At 52.8% G+C, this 12,965-nt stretch carries 12 protein-coding genes; 8 read left to right on the top strand and 4 right to left on the bottom strand.

Going from position 1 to position 12,965, the window contains the following annotated elements:
• Positions 1–184 precede the first annotated feature (184 nt).
• The 7 genes from ABVM99_RS12145 (at position 185) to ABVM99_RS12115 (ending at position 7,469) form a co-directional block, all read left to right on the top strand.
• Positions 185–1,093: an amino acid ABC transporter substrate-binding protein gene (locus tag ABVM99_RS12145; protein ID WP_001518176.1), complete on the top strand. Its 909-nt coding sequence runs from the start codon at positions 185–187 to the stop codon at positions 1,091–1,093.
• 159 nt (positions 1,094–1,252) lie between these two features.
• On the top strand, positions 1,253–1,993 hold the full coding sequence (gene gltJ, locus ABVM99_RS12140; RefSeq protein ID WP_000020930.1) for a glutamate/aspartate ABC transporter permease GltJ: 741 nt from the start codon (positions 1,253–1,255) through the stop codon (positions 1,991–1,993).
• Positions 1,993–2,667 (top strand): glutamate/aspartate ABC transporter permease GltK, encoded by a 675-nt coding sequence (gene gltK / locus ABVM99_RS12135; protein WP_000272802.1) that lies wholly within the window; start codon positions 1,993–1,995, stop codon positions 2,665–2,667. Before gltJ ends, gltK begins: the two co-directional genes overlap by 1 nt.
• Positions 2,667–3,392, top strand: coding sequence for a glutamate/aspartate ABC transporter ATP-binding protein GltL (gene gltL, locus ABVM99_RS12130; protein WP_000631369.1), 726 nt, complete (start codon positions 2,667–2,669; stop codon positions 3,390–3,392). Before gltK ends, gltL begins: the two co-directional genes overlap by 1 nt.
• 116 nt (positions 3,393–3,508) lie before the next feature.
• Positions 3,509–4,444, top strand: coding sequence for a pyrimidine-specific ribonucleoside hydrolase RihA (gene rihA / locus ABVM99_RS12125; protein ID WP_001207434.1), 936 nt, complete (start codon positions 3,509–3,511; stop codon positions 4,442–4,444).
• A gap of 31 nt (positions 4,445–4,475) precedes the next feature.
• A complete protein-coding gene (locus ABVM99_RS12120) occupies positions 4,476–5,714 on the top strand; it encodes a hypothetical protein (RefSeq protein ID WP_023194977.1) in 1,239 nt (412 codons plus the stop codon).
• 75 nt (positions 5,715–5,789) lie between these two features.
• Positions 5,790–7,469, top strand: coding sequence for a molecular chaperone HscC (locus ABVM99_RS12115; protein ID WP_000368029.1), 1,680 nt, complete (start codon positions 5,790–5,792; stop codon positions 7,467–7,469).
• Between the two features lie 21 nt (positions 7,470–7,490).
• On the opposite strand, the gene ABVM99_RS12110 is transcribed toward ABVM99_RS12115, so the two are convergent.
• From ABVM99_RS12110 to ABVM99_RS12095, 4 genes are read right to left on the bottom strand one after another with little or no spacing between them, the layout of a single operon-like run.
• Positions 7,491–8,963 (bottom strand): J domain-containing protein, encoded by a 1,473-nt coding sequence (locus ABVM99_RS12110; protein WP_052938297.1) that lies wholly within the window; start codon positions 8,961–8,963, stop codon positions 7,491–7,493.
• Positions 8,960–9,664, bottom strand: coding sequence for a DUF1266 domain-containing protein (locus tag ABVM99_RS12105; RefSeq protein ID WP_023182248.1), 705 nt, complete (start codon positions 9,662–9,664; stop codon positions 8,960–8,962). Before ABVM99_RS12105 ends, ABVM99_RS12110 begins: the two co-directional genes overlap by 4 nt.
• A gap of 11 nt (positions 9,665–9,675) precedes the next feature.
• Positions 9,676–11,109: a J domain-containing protein gene (locus ABVM99_RS12100; RefSeq protein WP_023194975.1), complete on the bottom strand. Its 1,434-nt coding sequence runs from the start codon at positions 11,107–11,109 to the stop codon at positions 9,676–9,678.
• On the bottom strand, positions 11,106–11,813 hold the full coding sequence (locus ABVM99_RS12095) for a DUF1266 domain-containing protein (RefSeq protein WP_023194974.1): 708 nt from the start codon (positions 11,811–11,813) through the stop codon (positions 11,106–11,108). The genes ABVM99_RS12100 and ABVM99_RS12095 overlap by 4 nt, the downstream gene beginning before the upstream one ends.
• Positions 11,814–11,937: 124 nt before the next feature.
• Here ABVM99_RS12095 and ABVM99_RS12090 point away from each other — a divergent pair, with 124 nt between their 5' ends.
• Positions 11,938–12,933: a tetratricopeptide repeat protein gene (locus ABVM99_RS12090; protein WP_001016627.1), complete on the top strand. Its 996-nt coding sequence runs from the start codon at positions 11,938–11,940 to the stop codon at positions 12,931–12,933.
• The last annotated feature ends 32 nt before the right edge of the window (positions 12,934–12,965 follow it).

Raw genomic sequence — 12,965 nt, 5'->3', positions numbered from 1 at the left:
GATTTTTGCCTCTGAACGGTGCGGCGCACTTCGCAAAAATAAACAATATCGCAGCAAAATATTTACAACAAGCCACACTAAATGTTAACAAACACACATAACACTGCACGCGCAAGTTGCAGGCAATAACAACATCACAATAGCTATCAATGCGTCGACGGCGCAGATGATAAAGGAGTTGGATATGCAATTACGTAAGCTAACCACAGCAATGCTGGTCATGGGACTGTCTGCGGGCCTTGCGCACGCAGAAGATGGCGCGCCTGCCGCTGGTAGCACCCTGGACAAGATCGCTAAAAATGGCGTGATCGTCGTCGGGCATCGCGAATCTTCTGTGCCCTTTTCTTATTACGACAACCAGCAGAAAGTGGTCGGCTATTCCCAGGACTACTCCAACGCCATTGTGGAAGCGGTAAAAAAGAAACTTAACAAGCCCGATCTGCAGGTGAAGCTGATCCCGATCACCTCGCAAAACCGTATTCCGCTGTTGCAAAACGGAACCTTCGATTTTGAATGTGGTTCAACGACTAACAACCTTGAGCGCCAGAAACAGGCCGCCTTCTCCGATACGATTTTCGTCGTCGGGACGCGACTGCTGACTAAAAAAGGCGGCGATATTAAAGATTTCCCGGATCTGAAAGGCAAAGCGGTCGTCGTCACCTCCGGGACGACCTCTGAAATTCTGCTGCATAAGCTTAACGAAGAGCAAAAGATGGGGATGCGTATTATTAGCGCGAAAGACCACGGTGACTCGTTCCGCACTCTGGAAAGCGGCCGCGCCGTCGCCTTTATGATGGATGACGCGCTGCTGGCTGGCGAGCGCGCCAAAGCCAAGAAACCGGATAACTGGGAGATTGTCGGTAAACCACAGTCCCAGGAAGCCTACGGCTGTATGCTGCGTAAAAACGACCCTGAGTTTAAAAAGCTGATGGACGATACCATCGCTCAGGCGCAAACCTCCGGCGAAGCGGAAAAGTGGTTTGATAAGTGGTTTAAAAATCCGATCCCACCGAAAAACCTGAACATGAATTTCGAGTTGTCTGACGAGATGAAAGCCCTGTTCAAAGCACCGAATGATAAAGCGCTTAACTAACTAAAACTAAATGGGACGGGACTCCTGTCCTCTCGATTGTCGCTCAGCACGGACAGACTATAAGCCTGATGGTCGTTCCCCATCGGGCCTGAAGCCGCAAATCGCCGGGCAACAATCTTCGAGGGTAGCGCTGCTACCCTTTTTTTTCGGAGTAGATGTATGTCAATAGACTGGAACTGGGGTATTTTTTTACAGGAAGCCCCCTTCGGCAATACAACCTATCTCGGCTGGCTATGGAGTGGTTTTCAGGTCACCGTAGCCCTTTCGATTACCGCCTGGATTATCGCTTTCCTGGTAGGATCTATTTTCGGCATTTTACGTACCGTTCCCAACCGTTTCCTCTCTGGACTGGGCACGTTGTACGTAGAACTGTTCCGTAACGTGCCGCTGATCGTGCAATTCTTCACCTGGTACCTGGTGGTGCCTGAACTGTTGCCGGAAGATCTTGGCATGTGGTTTAAGGCGGAACTCGATCCCAATATTCAGTTTTTCCTCTCCTCAATGATCTGTCTGGGACTGTTTACCGCCGCCCGTGTTTGCGAACAGGTACGCGCTGCGATTCAGTCTTTGCCTCGCGGGCAGAAGAACGCGGCGCTGGCGATGGGGCTAACGCTGCCGCAGGCTTATCGCTATGTCCTGCTGCCGAATGCCTATCGCGTTATCGTGCCGCCAATGACGTCAGAGATGATGAACCTGGTGAAAAACTCGGCCATCGCGTCAACCATCGGTCTGGTGGATATGGCAGCGCAGGCAGGCAAACTGTTGGATTACTCGGCGCACGCCTGGGAATCCTTCACCGCCATTACGCTGGCCTATGTGCTGATTAACGCCGTTATCATGCTGGTCATGAGCCTGGTTGAACGCAAAGTCCGCCTGCCGGGCAACGTGGGGAGCAAATAATGTACGAATTTGACTGGAGTTCGATTATCCCCTCACTGCCTTACCTGCTGGCCGGGTTGGTCATCACGCTGAAGATCACCGTCACCGCCGTTGTCGTGGGGATAGTCTGGGGAACCATTCTGGCCGTCATGCGCCTCTCAAGCTTTACCCCTATCGCCTGGTTTGCTAAAGCGTATGTTAACGTTTTCCGTTCCATCCCGTTGGTGATGGTGCTGCTGTGGTTTTATCTGATTGTCCCCGGCTTTCTGCAAAACGTGCTGGGACTATCGCCGAAAACCGATATCCGCCTGATCTCCGCGATGGTGGCATTCTCCATGTTTGAAGCGGCCTACTATTCCGAGATTATTCGCGCCGGTATTCAAAGTATTTCCCGCGGGCAGTCCAGCGCCGCGCTGGCGTTGGGGATGACCCACTGGCAGTCGATGAAGCTCATTATTCTGCCGCAGGCGTTTCGGGCGATGGTGCCGCTGTTGCTTACGCAGGGTATCGTGCTATTTCAGGACACCTCTTTAGTTTATGTACTCAGCCTGGCGGACTTCTTCCGCACCGCGTCGACTATCGGCGAGCGTGACGGTACTCAGGTCGAAATGATTCTGTTCGCCGGCGCCGTTTATTTTGTTATCAGCCTGAGCGCGTCGTTGCTGGTCAGCTATTTGAAGAAAAGGACAGTTTAATGATTACCCTGAAAAATGTTTCAAAATGGTATGGTCACTTTCAGGTGCTGACCGATTGTTCAACAGAAGTGAAAAAAGGTGAGGTGGTGGTAGTCTGCGGGCCATCGGGTTCCGGTAAATCCACGCTGATTAAGACCGTCAATGGTCTGGAACCGGTGCAAAAAGGCGAAATTACCGTTAACGGCATTATTGTGAACGACAAAAAAACCGATCTGGCGAAACTGCGTTCCCGCGTGGGCATGGTATTCCAGCACTTCGAGCTGTTTCCCCACCTGTCGATCATCGAAAACCTGACGCTGGCGCAGGTGAAAGTGCTCAAGCGCGATAAGGCCGCCGCCCGCGATAAAGGCCTGAAGCTGCTGGAGCGCGTTGGCCTGTCTGCACATGCCAACAAGTTCCCGGCGCAGCTTTCCGGCGGTCAGCAGCAGCGCGTGGCGATCGCCCGCGCGCTATGTATGGACCCCATTGCCATGTTATTCGATGAACCGACTTCCGCGCTCGATCCGGAAATGATCAACGAGGTACTGGACGTAATGGTCGAGCTGGCGAACGAAGGGATGACCATGATGGTGGTGACGCACGAAATGGGCTTTGCCCGTAAAGTGGCTAACCGGGTGATCTTTATGGATGAAGGTAAAATCGTCGAAGATTCGCCAAAAGAGGAGTTCTTCGCTAACCCCAGTTCCGATCGCGCAAAAGACTTCCTTGCGAAAATCCTGCACTAATCTTCCCGGCGCGCACGTCAGAGTGCGCGCTATCTCACGCTTTACCGCTTCGCTTCTCGAAACGTATCCAGCCGGGCGTTAACCTTGTCACAAAGTACCGCTTACAAGGAGCCACAATGGCACTGCCCATTATTATTGATTGCGATCCGGGTCATGATGACGCGATCGCCCTCGTTCTCGCCCTCGCCTCCCCTGAACTGGAAGTGAAAGCGATCACCTCTTCCGCCGGTAACCAGACGCCGGAGAAGACCCTGCGCAACGTGCTGCGGATGCTGACACTGCTCAAACGCCCGGATATTCCGGTGGCGGGCGGCGCGGTGAAACCTCTCATGCGCGAACTGATTATCGCCGATAACGTTCACGGCGAAAGCGGCCTCGACGGCCCGGCGCTGCCCGAGCCGTCATTCGCCCCGCAAAGCGGCACTGCCGTTGAGCTGATGGCAAAAACACTGCGCGAGAGCTCACAGCCGGTCACCATCGTCTCTACTGGCCCACAGACCAACGTGGCGCTGCTGCTGAATAGCCATCCGGAACTGCATACGAAAATCGCCCGCATTGTGATCATGGGCGGCGCAATGGGATTGGGTAACTGGACGCCCGCTGCGGAATTTAATATTTACGTCGACCCGGAAGCGGCAGAAATTGTCTTCCAGTCAGGCATTCCGGTGGTGATGGCCGGGCTGGACGTCACCCATAAGGCGCAGATTCACGCCGCCGATATCGAGCGTTTCCGCGACATCGGCAATCCAATTTCGACGATCGTGGCTGAACTACTCGACTTCTTCTTTGAATATCACAAAGACGAAAAATGGGGATTTATCGGCGCGCCGCTGCACGACCCGTGCACCATCGCCTGGCTGCTGAAACCCGAGATTTTCACTACCGTTGAGCGTTGGGTTGGCGTGGAAACCCAGGGGAAATACACCCAGGGGATGACGGTGGTGGATTATTATTTCCTGACGGGGAATAAGCCGAATGCGACGGTGATGGTCGATGTAGACCGCCAGGGATTTGTCGATTTGCTGGCGGAGCGGCTGCAATACTACGCATAAAGCGCAAAGTAGAATCCAGGGATGAACAGCGATGTTTTGGCGTAACAATAGACCTGAAATCAGCCTGCTACAGCACGACGTAGCCCATATTACGTTTTCAGTACGTAACGGAAAAGCATTGCTTCGTCCCTGCGTTATCCACGATCCCGACTCTTACGCCGGTATTCATACGCTCTCCTGGCATGGCTCGCCGCTGATTCGTTTTTACACTGAAGCCTGGTGCCCAACCTGCGCAGAATTTGTTTATGCCGGTTTTAGCAATGATGATGAAGGCGCCGCGCAGTTTTTATCCTCACTTGCCGAGTGGAATCAGCCAGGAGTCGGGTTGAACGAAGCATTTACCGCCCTGACGCCGCTGTTTTCACTCTTTGCCGATGGCTATTACCGACTGGAGGAACGCGAACTTTATCCGACGGATGGCAACGGGCATTTTTTCTGGGCGGTGGGTAACGAAAAACAACCGAATCCCGCGACCACAGGGCAGTGGATTGCTGACGTGGACTATCACTACCAGTCCGGCGAACCCTGTTTTTTACTGCCAGGCCAGCCCCCATCGCGATTTAACCCACAACGCGCCGGGTATTACCGCGATAAGCCAGAGAGCCACGCGCTGGCCTGGTATATGAATGACAGCTGGCTTTGCGTCCTGCTTGATGGTCACCATAAAGCTACCGCCGCGGCGCTGGAAGGCCGGCCCGTGAAGACCTGGGTCATCAGCCAGCCGGTGGCGATGACATGCTACGAAACGCGGCAGCAATACCTGCGATTTTATGACGGCGAGCGCCTGGAAGCAGCCCAGTTTCAGCGCCGCATCCCCCTGAAAATACAGTACGAAAAACTACCGCCATCCCTTTGGGAGGATTACTTTACTCGCCATGACGGACGTTATACCCGCGTCAACTGGCCGAACGCATTGTCTAACTGCGCAACGCATTATCCCGATCTTGCGGCCTGCGCAGATATTATTGCCGCAGGCGATCTGAGCGAAGCCAGCCTCAATAAAATCATGGCGCAAGGGATCACCGAAGAGGGATTTCCCGCCGTACTGTTACGCGCGCTGTTTTATACCCATTCTCCCTTGTTGATTGATTTTGTCCGTTTTCTGACTCGCGCACCCGGTTATGCTTGCCACTACCCGCTGGCGTTTCGTTTACTGGCCCAGAAACGCACGCCACAGGCCGATGCTTTTTTCCTCGATTTCGCCATCAATGATGACGGCGAGCGCCCGGAGTTGACGAACATTATGGATGAATACTTTCGCCAGGCGTGACATTGATAAAGATCACCACGCCAGAGGGTGGTGTTCTTTATTCTATAAACTCTCTTTCCCGATAAATTAAACGCAATGGATAATGCAACGTTAGCGATTGGTATCGATCTCGGCACCACAAATAGTTTAATCGCCGTCTGGCAAGACGGGGCCGCACAATTAATACCTAATAAATTTGGTGAATATTTAACACCGTCCATAATTAGTATGGATGAAAATAAACAAATTCTGGTGGGAAAACCTGCCGCAGCTCGTAAAACATCTCATCCAGATAAAACCGCTGCCTTATTTAAACGCGCAATGGGCAGTAATACTCACTGGCATTTGGGTGAAGAGTCGTTTAATGCGCCGGAATTATCTTCGCTGGTTTTACGCTCGCTGAAAGAAGATGCGGAAGACTACCTTCAGCAGCCAATCAAGGACGTCGTGATCTCGGTTCCGGCTTATTTCAGCGATGAGCAGCGGAAGCATACACGCCTTGCCGCTGAGCTTGCGGGGTTAAACGCCGTGCGCTTGATCAATGAACCCACGGCGGCGGCAATGGCTTATGGTCTGCATACGCAGCAAAATAGCCGTTCGCTGGTTTTCGATCTGGGGGGCGGAACCTTTGATGTGACCGTTCTGGAATACGCTACGCCGATTATCGAAGTTCACGCCTCCGCTGGCGATAACTACCTCGGCGGCGAAGATTTCACGCATTTGTTACTTGATGAAGTGCTGAAACGCTGGAATCTCGATAAATCAGCGCTGACGGATAGCGATCTGGCTGCGCTGTATGCCTGTGTTGAAGCCGCAAAATGCGCCAGCGGCTCCCCGCTGCGCATGAGCTGGCTTTATCAGGAGCGCGTGCTGGAAAGCACGTTTTATGACGATGAGCTGGAAGCCCTGTGGCTACCGTTGCTCAACCGGCTGCGCACGCCCATTGAGCAGGCGCTGCGCGATTCCCGACTCAAACCGGAGCAAATTGACAGCCTGGTGCTGGTCGGCGGCGCGTCACAGATGCCGCTGGTGCAACGCATCGCGGTGCGCTTATTCGGTAAATTGCCCTATCAAAGTTACGATCCCAGCACCATCGTGGCGCTTGGCGCCGCAACTCAGGCCGCCTGTCGCCTGCGCCATGAAGACGTTGAAGAGGTGATCCTCACGGATATCTGCCCCTATTCGCTGGGCGTGGAAGTCAACCGACAGGGCGTGCCTGGTATCTTCTCGCCCATCATTGAACGCAATACCACCGTTCCGGTGTCAAAAGTGGAAACGTACTCCACCATGCACCCTGAGCAGGACTCTATTTGCGTCAGGGTATACCAGGGCGAAAGCCATAAGGTGAAAAATAATATCCTGATCGATTCTTTTGACGTCATGCTGAAGCCGAACGGGCACATTCAGGCCATTGATATTCGTTTTAGCTACGATATTAATGGCCTGCTGGAAGTTGACGTGCTGCTGGAAGACGGCAAGAGTGAATCCAGAATCATCAGTCACAATGCCACCTCACTGACGACGCAGCAAATCGACGCCAGCCGCGAGCGCCTGCAGGCGCTGAAAATTTATCCCCGCGATATGCTGATTAACCGGACGTTTAAAGCACAGTTAGAGGAGCAGTGGTCACGCGCGTTAGGCGATGAGCGCGAAATGCTGGGGGAGATTATTACCGATTTCGACGCGGCGCTGCTGTCTAATGATATGCAGCGCGTCGATGACGTGCGCCGTCGCGCCTGCGAATATCTGGGTATTGACGAGCCGAAAGCGCCGTAACGGCGCTTTCACTGCCCCTGTTCAGAAAAAATGGAAGAATCGATTTAACGCGCAGACAATCAACGCGATCAAACCGACAATCTTCATGATTTTCATCACCCCGCCAGATTCCGCCTGACGGGGTGCTTCGGTTTTCGCTTCAGAAGACAATTTTTTCTCTTCTTTCTCAGCCGCCAGCCTGAGCTCTTCCGCCAGCTCCTTTTTGTCGCGAATATCGCCTGGCTTCATGGCAATTTTAGATGACAATGCCTGCGTTATCAGCGCCTCCAGCGGACAGGCTTGCCCCTCCTCCAGCCGGATCAGCAGGCGAAAAAAGGGCTTTTCTTTGGGAAACGCTTCCAGCACCACCTGCTCCGCCGTCCGGTACAGATCCAACAGCGGCGTTTCGGGTTCCCCCTGGGTACTCAGCCGTGAATTTGCCCACGCCATCGCTTTTCGCTTATAAAACAGGGAGTCAACAAATGAACGCCCCAGCGGTGATAACCTACCGCTGTGCAAAATGTCGGCCCACAGTAAACGCGTGCGCGCACTTTCACCGGGGACATATTCAGCATCCGCCATACAGCGCGCTTCGACCGCCATCACCGCCAGCGGGAAGAAATCAGGCCGATGCTGGCGGCACCAGCCCAGCAACAGGTCGTCCGCCTGCGTGGAGGGATAACGCTGCCAGAAATCGCAAAGATCGGCCAACAGGCTTTCCCCTTCACCGCAGAGCAAACGCTGTTTGCACAGGTAATAGTGCGCATCTTCGTCATCCGGCTCCGCGGCCTGCCAGCGACGAGCAATATCGGCCAGTTCCGCCATGCCCCACTGCTCGGCGCTAAACCAGTGTAATAGTTTACGATGCAGCTGTTTATCATCGGGAATTATCCAGGCTCCCTGAACCTGCAGAGCGTCGGAAAAATGTTCGGGATAAAAGCGCCAGATACGCTCAAGCTTAAAAAAGTAGGCGTCAGTTTGGTCTTGAACAACAAGAGGCAATTTGGCCAGACTTAGCAGATCAAACGCATCGCCCCGCTTTACGGTCTCCAGAAATGCTTCCAGCTCTTCTCCATCAGCATCATCTTCTGCTTCCTGCGGCTGCCAGTTCAGACGCTGCGCCAACAATGCCAGGCAAGACAGCGAGATCGTTTCCGTTTTCATGGCGATATCGCACAATTGCCAGCGCAGCTTATCTATCTCATCCATTGAACACTGGTTCAATTGCTGAATAAATTTCTGCCATGCCGAGGGCTGAAAGCGATCGCGCTCTGATGCCAGCAATTCCCTGAACGCCACCAGTATTTCATGTTCGTCGCCCACCTCTTCCGTTTTTACATCCTCCGCAGGCGAGGCGGCCCAGTGCTGCGCTTCTTCATAGGCCTGGCGCAATCGCTTAAAACCCTGCGGATCGCTCTCAGGGTGGAATGAGGGCAACAGGGCAAGATAAGCCTGACGGATACATTCCAGATCGGTGGTGGGTTCAATGCCCAGGATTTCCCAACAGATATTCATAAATCGCTCACTCCTTTAAGCGTTTCCGGGCATGTCGGTTGTTCGTTGAGCGGACGCCACGGTAGCTGCGCATAATAACTCTCTGTCGTAGAGGTCAGTTCATTAAACATCCGTGCGCCTGAAGCGTCGTACTTTAGGTGGGCGAAATATGCCTGCATGGCGTCCCCTTCGGCCTGCCAGTACAGCCGCCCCAACGAATAGGCGGCAAAATATTGCGTCCAACCGTCGTAAAAATAGTACGCCCGCGCATAGATACGCGATTGCAGCCACAGGCTTTCCTCTTCCGTCAGCCATTGATTCAACACCCCCATCCGGCATAAAAACCCCATACGCACATAGTCCCAGGCTTTAATGCCGCCGCGCCCGCAGCATAGTGCGGTTTCGGCAACAAATCGCGCATAAATCTGGCCCTGCTCGCCAAACTGCGCGGTAAATTCGCGCCATTGACGCGGAGATAGCGTAAACCAGCGGATATAAAAGGGAGCCAAATCTGCCGCATGGCCATCGTCCGTCATCCGATAGATGGTTTGAATAAGATCTTCACGATTATCAATCCCCCATGAATCGGAGAGATCAAAGTGTGTTTTCCCGGTATACATTGCCGGGGAGAAGTGCGAAGGTTTCGCGCCAATGGCACGACTGTTTAGCACCTCCATCGGCGTGGAGAGCGCAAAAAGTAAATATTGTTCTTCCTTGTCCATATTCGATATCCCTAATGCATAAACCGACTCAACACATGGCCGACAACGCCAATAAATAAAATGATTTTAATCATCTGCCAGAGGCCAAAGCCGCCGCCAGATTCCTCCGTACTCGGCGAAGTCACCGTCGTCACCGGTTCCTCATCTGCGACTACAGCTTCACACGGTGTGGCAACAGCCGCAGCCCGCCCCAGCAACCCGCGAATAACCAGCGCTTCCAGCGGGCAGATATCAGGCGCATCAAGCTTCGTTACCAGCCTCTGTAACAATGCCGCTGACGGATCCTCGGCGCACGCCAGGCTATCCGCCACCTGATACAACAGCCAGTATGGATGCTGGCTATGCGCCTCACTCATCGCTGGCGCGCCATAATTCAAACGCCGCGCAATAAAACTTTCGCTTAGCGGCGATAATGCGCCACTGTGCAGCGCCTCGGCCCACAGCAAGCAGGAACGGGCGCTGTAGCCGGGAATATACAGCAGCGGTTCGCCATCGATATCGACCTGCTCACGCCCCTCAACCTCCATCACCAGCAGCGGGAAAAAGTCCGGTCGATGCTGACGGCACCAGCGCAGCAACAGATCGTCAAGCTGGGTAGAAGGATGCGCCCACCACTGCGCGTAAAGTTCTGGCAGCAGGCTATCGCCTTCACCGCAAAATACGCGCTGGGCTAAGTAGTAATAACCCGGCGTTGCGTTATCGGGTTCGGCTTCCTGCCATGCCAGGGCGACAGGCAGCAGCTCCGCAATACCCCAGTGCAAGGTGCTGAACCAGCGTAACAGACGTCGTTGAAAGCGTAGATTGTCCGGGATAATCCAGGCGCCGTGCTGCGCCATAAGTTGGGCGAAATAGAGAGGATGCTCGAAAAAGGTGTTGTCCTGGGCATCATAAAAAGCAATGGTCTGGTTTTGTACCGCCACTGGCAAATGCAGCAATAGCGAATAATCAAACAGGTCGCCACGGCGGATTTCAAACAAAAGATCCTCCACCTCCTCGGCATCGACATCTCGATTATCACTCCCCTGTTCCCAGGCCAGGCGATCTGACAGCAGTTTCAGACACGAGTACGAAATAGGAAAGGTCTTCATCGCGATAGCGCACAGCCACCAGCGCGATTTTTCGACCTGTGAAATCGATAATTTATTGATCTGTTGGATAAACTCCTGCCATGCCTGCGGCTGAAAGCGCCGTTCGCCATCCGCCAGCAAATCACCGAATATCTCCCTGAGATAATTCACCCACGGGGTATCGGGATCCTCTTCAACCATCGTTATGGCGGGAGATTTCGTAAACCGCAATGCGTATTCATAGGCTTCTCGCAATAGCTTAAAACCCTGCGGATCGGTTTCTGGATGAAATGACGGCAGCAGCGCCTGATAAGCCTGACGAATGGCGTCGGTATCCGTGGTGGCCTCAATGCCAAGGACTTGCCAACAGGTTTTCATAGATCGCTCACCTCCTGAAGCGTGTCCGGGCATTCAGGGTAATGGGGCAGGTAGCGCCACGGCAGCGTGGCGTAAAAACTGTCTTTCCCTGCGATCAGCTTATTCATCATACGTCGCCCCGCGTCATCAAACTCCTTACGGGCGAATGTCTCGCGTAGCAGCGGTAGGTTATCGCCATTCCGTAACTGCCAGTACAAACGCCCGGTGTAATAAGCGCTGAAATACGGCAACCAGCCGGAATAATAGTTGAGCGCACGAAGCTGTATCCGCGACTGCAGCCACAGGCTCTCCTCTTCCGTCAGCCATTCATTGAGTACGCCCATGCGGCAGAGAAATCCCATCCGCACATAATCCCAGCTGCGAATACCGCCTTCACCGCAACATACAGCGGTATCAGCGACGAATCGGGCATAAATACGATCTCCCTCGTCCAGCGCGTCGGTATACTCCTGCCACTCCTGCGGCGCATACCTAAACCAGCGGCGATATAGCCATTCCAGTTGCGTGGCATGACCGTCATCCGTCATGCGGGAAATGGTCTGAAGCAGTTCATCGCGATTTTCAATACCCCACGACGATTCAAGATCGAAACGTTTTACACCTAAATACATTTTCGGTGACGAATGTGAAGGTAAACAGTCCTCGTTCAATACTTCCATCGGCGAGGAAAGTGCAAAGAGTAAATATTGTGATTCTTTATCCATAATAAATCGCCAAAATATATTCACACCACAAATAAAAACGCAATTGAAAACTAAAATAGAGTACAACAAAGCCAAATCGCAATATATTATTAATCTAAAAAACAATGGCGGGATAAATTAAAAAATGAATCATTCCATAACCAGTCATCCCTGCGACAACGTATCTTTAGCACAATTAACCGAACTGGCGCAGTCAGGAAATAGTGAAGCTCAATATATATTAGGCCGTTTATATAATGACGAACGTATAGATGGCAGCGAAGAGGATAAGCTCTCTTTTTATTGGCTACAGCAGGCGGCCGAGCAAGGGCATTGCGAGGCGCAATATTGGCTCGGCTTACGATACAAAGACACGCCTACCGACATGAAAGATAATACGCTGGCTTTATTCTGGTCAGAAAAAGCCGCACAGCAAGGACACCGACACGCTTTCAACACATTAGGCTGGGTTCAGGAAGGAGAAACCGGGATGGCTCCAGATTATGCCCAGGCCGTTGCCTGGTATCGCAAAGGAGCAGAACAGAGCCACAACCTTGCGCAATATAATCTCGGGAGAATGTATCATTCAGGAACTGGCGTAGAGCAAAATGATACACAGGCACTCTACTGGTTTAAACAGGCAGCATTACAAGGCCATTGCGCCAGCCAGGAAAGACTGGCGTATATGTATGGCAATGGGAAAGGATGTCGGAAAAATTTATCCCTTGCCGCCCTTTGGTACAAGAAGAGCGCGCTACAAGAGAGCAGCTACTCGCAATATCAGATGGGCTATTGTTATTACATCGGAAAAGGTATCAAACAAGATTACCAGCAGGCAATATACTGGTTTCGAAAAGCGGCAGACCAGGGTGACGATGATGCCTATAACAGTATCGGCTGGATGTACAAATGCGGTCATGGCGTCGAGCAAAATTATTCGCTAGCACTGGAATGGTTCCACAAATCAGCAGAATGTAACAATTCATCGGGCTGGTACAACCTCGGATGCATGTACAGAGATGGATACGGTACCGCACAAGACCTACAACAAGCGCTCTACTGGTTCAAAAAAGCACAGCCCACGGGCAAATGGAACGTCGACGAAGAGATCCGCAAACTGGAAGCCCAACTGCACGCTTAACATGGCGGACGGCAACCGTCCGCTCACGATAA

It is taken from the genome of Salmonella sp. SJTUF15591 (assembly GCF_043356435.1).
Lineage (GTDB): Bacteria > Pseudomonadota > Gammaproteobacteria > Enterobacterales > Enterobacteriaceae > Salmonella > Salmonella enterica.
Note: the sequence above shows the minus strand (reverse complement) of the source record. Positions and strands in the feature narration are given on the sequence as shown.

Bases quoted from the DNA above. Each gene is read 5' to 3' on its own strand.
- ABVM99_RS12145 (WP_001518176.1), top strand. From the start codon at position 185: ATGCAATTACGTAAGCTAACCACAGCAATGCTGGTCATGGGACTGTCT.
- gltJ (WP_000020930.1), top strand. From the start codon at position 1,253: ATGTCAATAGACTGGAACTGGGGTATTTTTTTACAGGAAGCCCCCTTC.
- gltK (WP_000272802.1), top strand. From the start codon at position 1,993: ATGTACGAATTTGACTGGAGTTCGATTATCCCCTCACTGCCTTACCTG.
- gltL (WP_000631369.1), top strand. From the start codon at position 2,667: ATGATTACCCTGAAAAATGTTTCAAAATGGTATGGTCACTTTCAGGTG.
- rihA (WP_001207434.1), top strand. From the start codon at position 3,509: ATGGCACTGCCCATTATTATTGATTGCGATCCGGGTCATGATGACGCG.
- ABVM99_RS12120 (WP_023194977.1), top strand. From the start codon at position 4,476: ATGTTTTGGCGTAACAATAGACCTGAAATCAGCCTGCTACAGCACGAC.
- ABVM99_RS12115 (WP_000368029.1), top strand. From the start codon at position 5,790: ATGGATAATGCAACGTTAGCGATTGGTATCGATCTCGGCACCACAAAT.
- ABVM99_RS12110 (WP_052938297.1), bottom strand. From the start codon at position 8,963: ATGAATATCTGTTGGGAAATCCTGGGCATTGAACCCACCACCGATCTG.
- ABVM99_RS12105 (WP_023182248.1), bottom strand. From the start codon at position 9,664: ATGGACAAGGAAGAACAATATTTACTTTTTGCGCTCTCCACGCCGATG.
- ABVM99_RS12100 (WP_023194975.1), bottom strand. From the start codon at position 11,109: ATGAAAACCTGTTGGCAAGTCCTTGGCATTGAGGCCACCACGGATACC.
- ABVM99_RS12095 (WP_023194974.1), bottom strand. From the start codon at position 11,813: ATGGATAAAGAATCACAATATTTACTCTTTGCACTTTCCTCGCCGATG.
- ABVM99_RS12090 (WP_001016627.1), top strand. From the start codon at position 11,938: ATGAATCATTCCATAACCAGTCATCCCTGCGACAACGTATCTTTAGCA.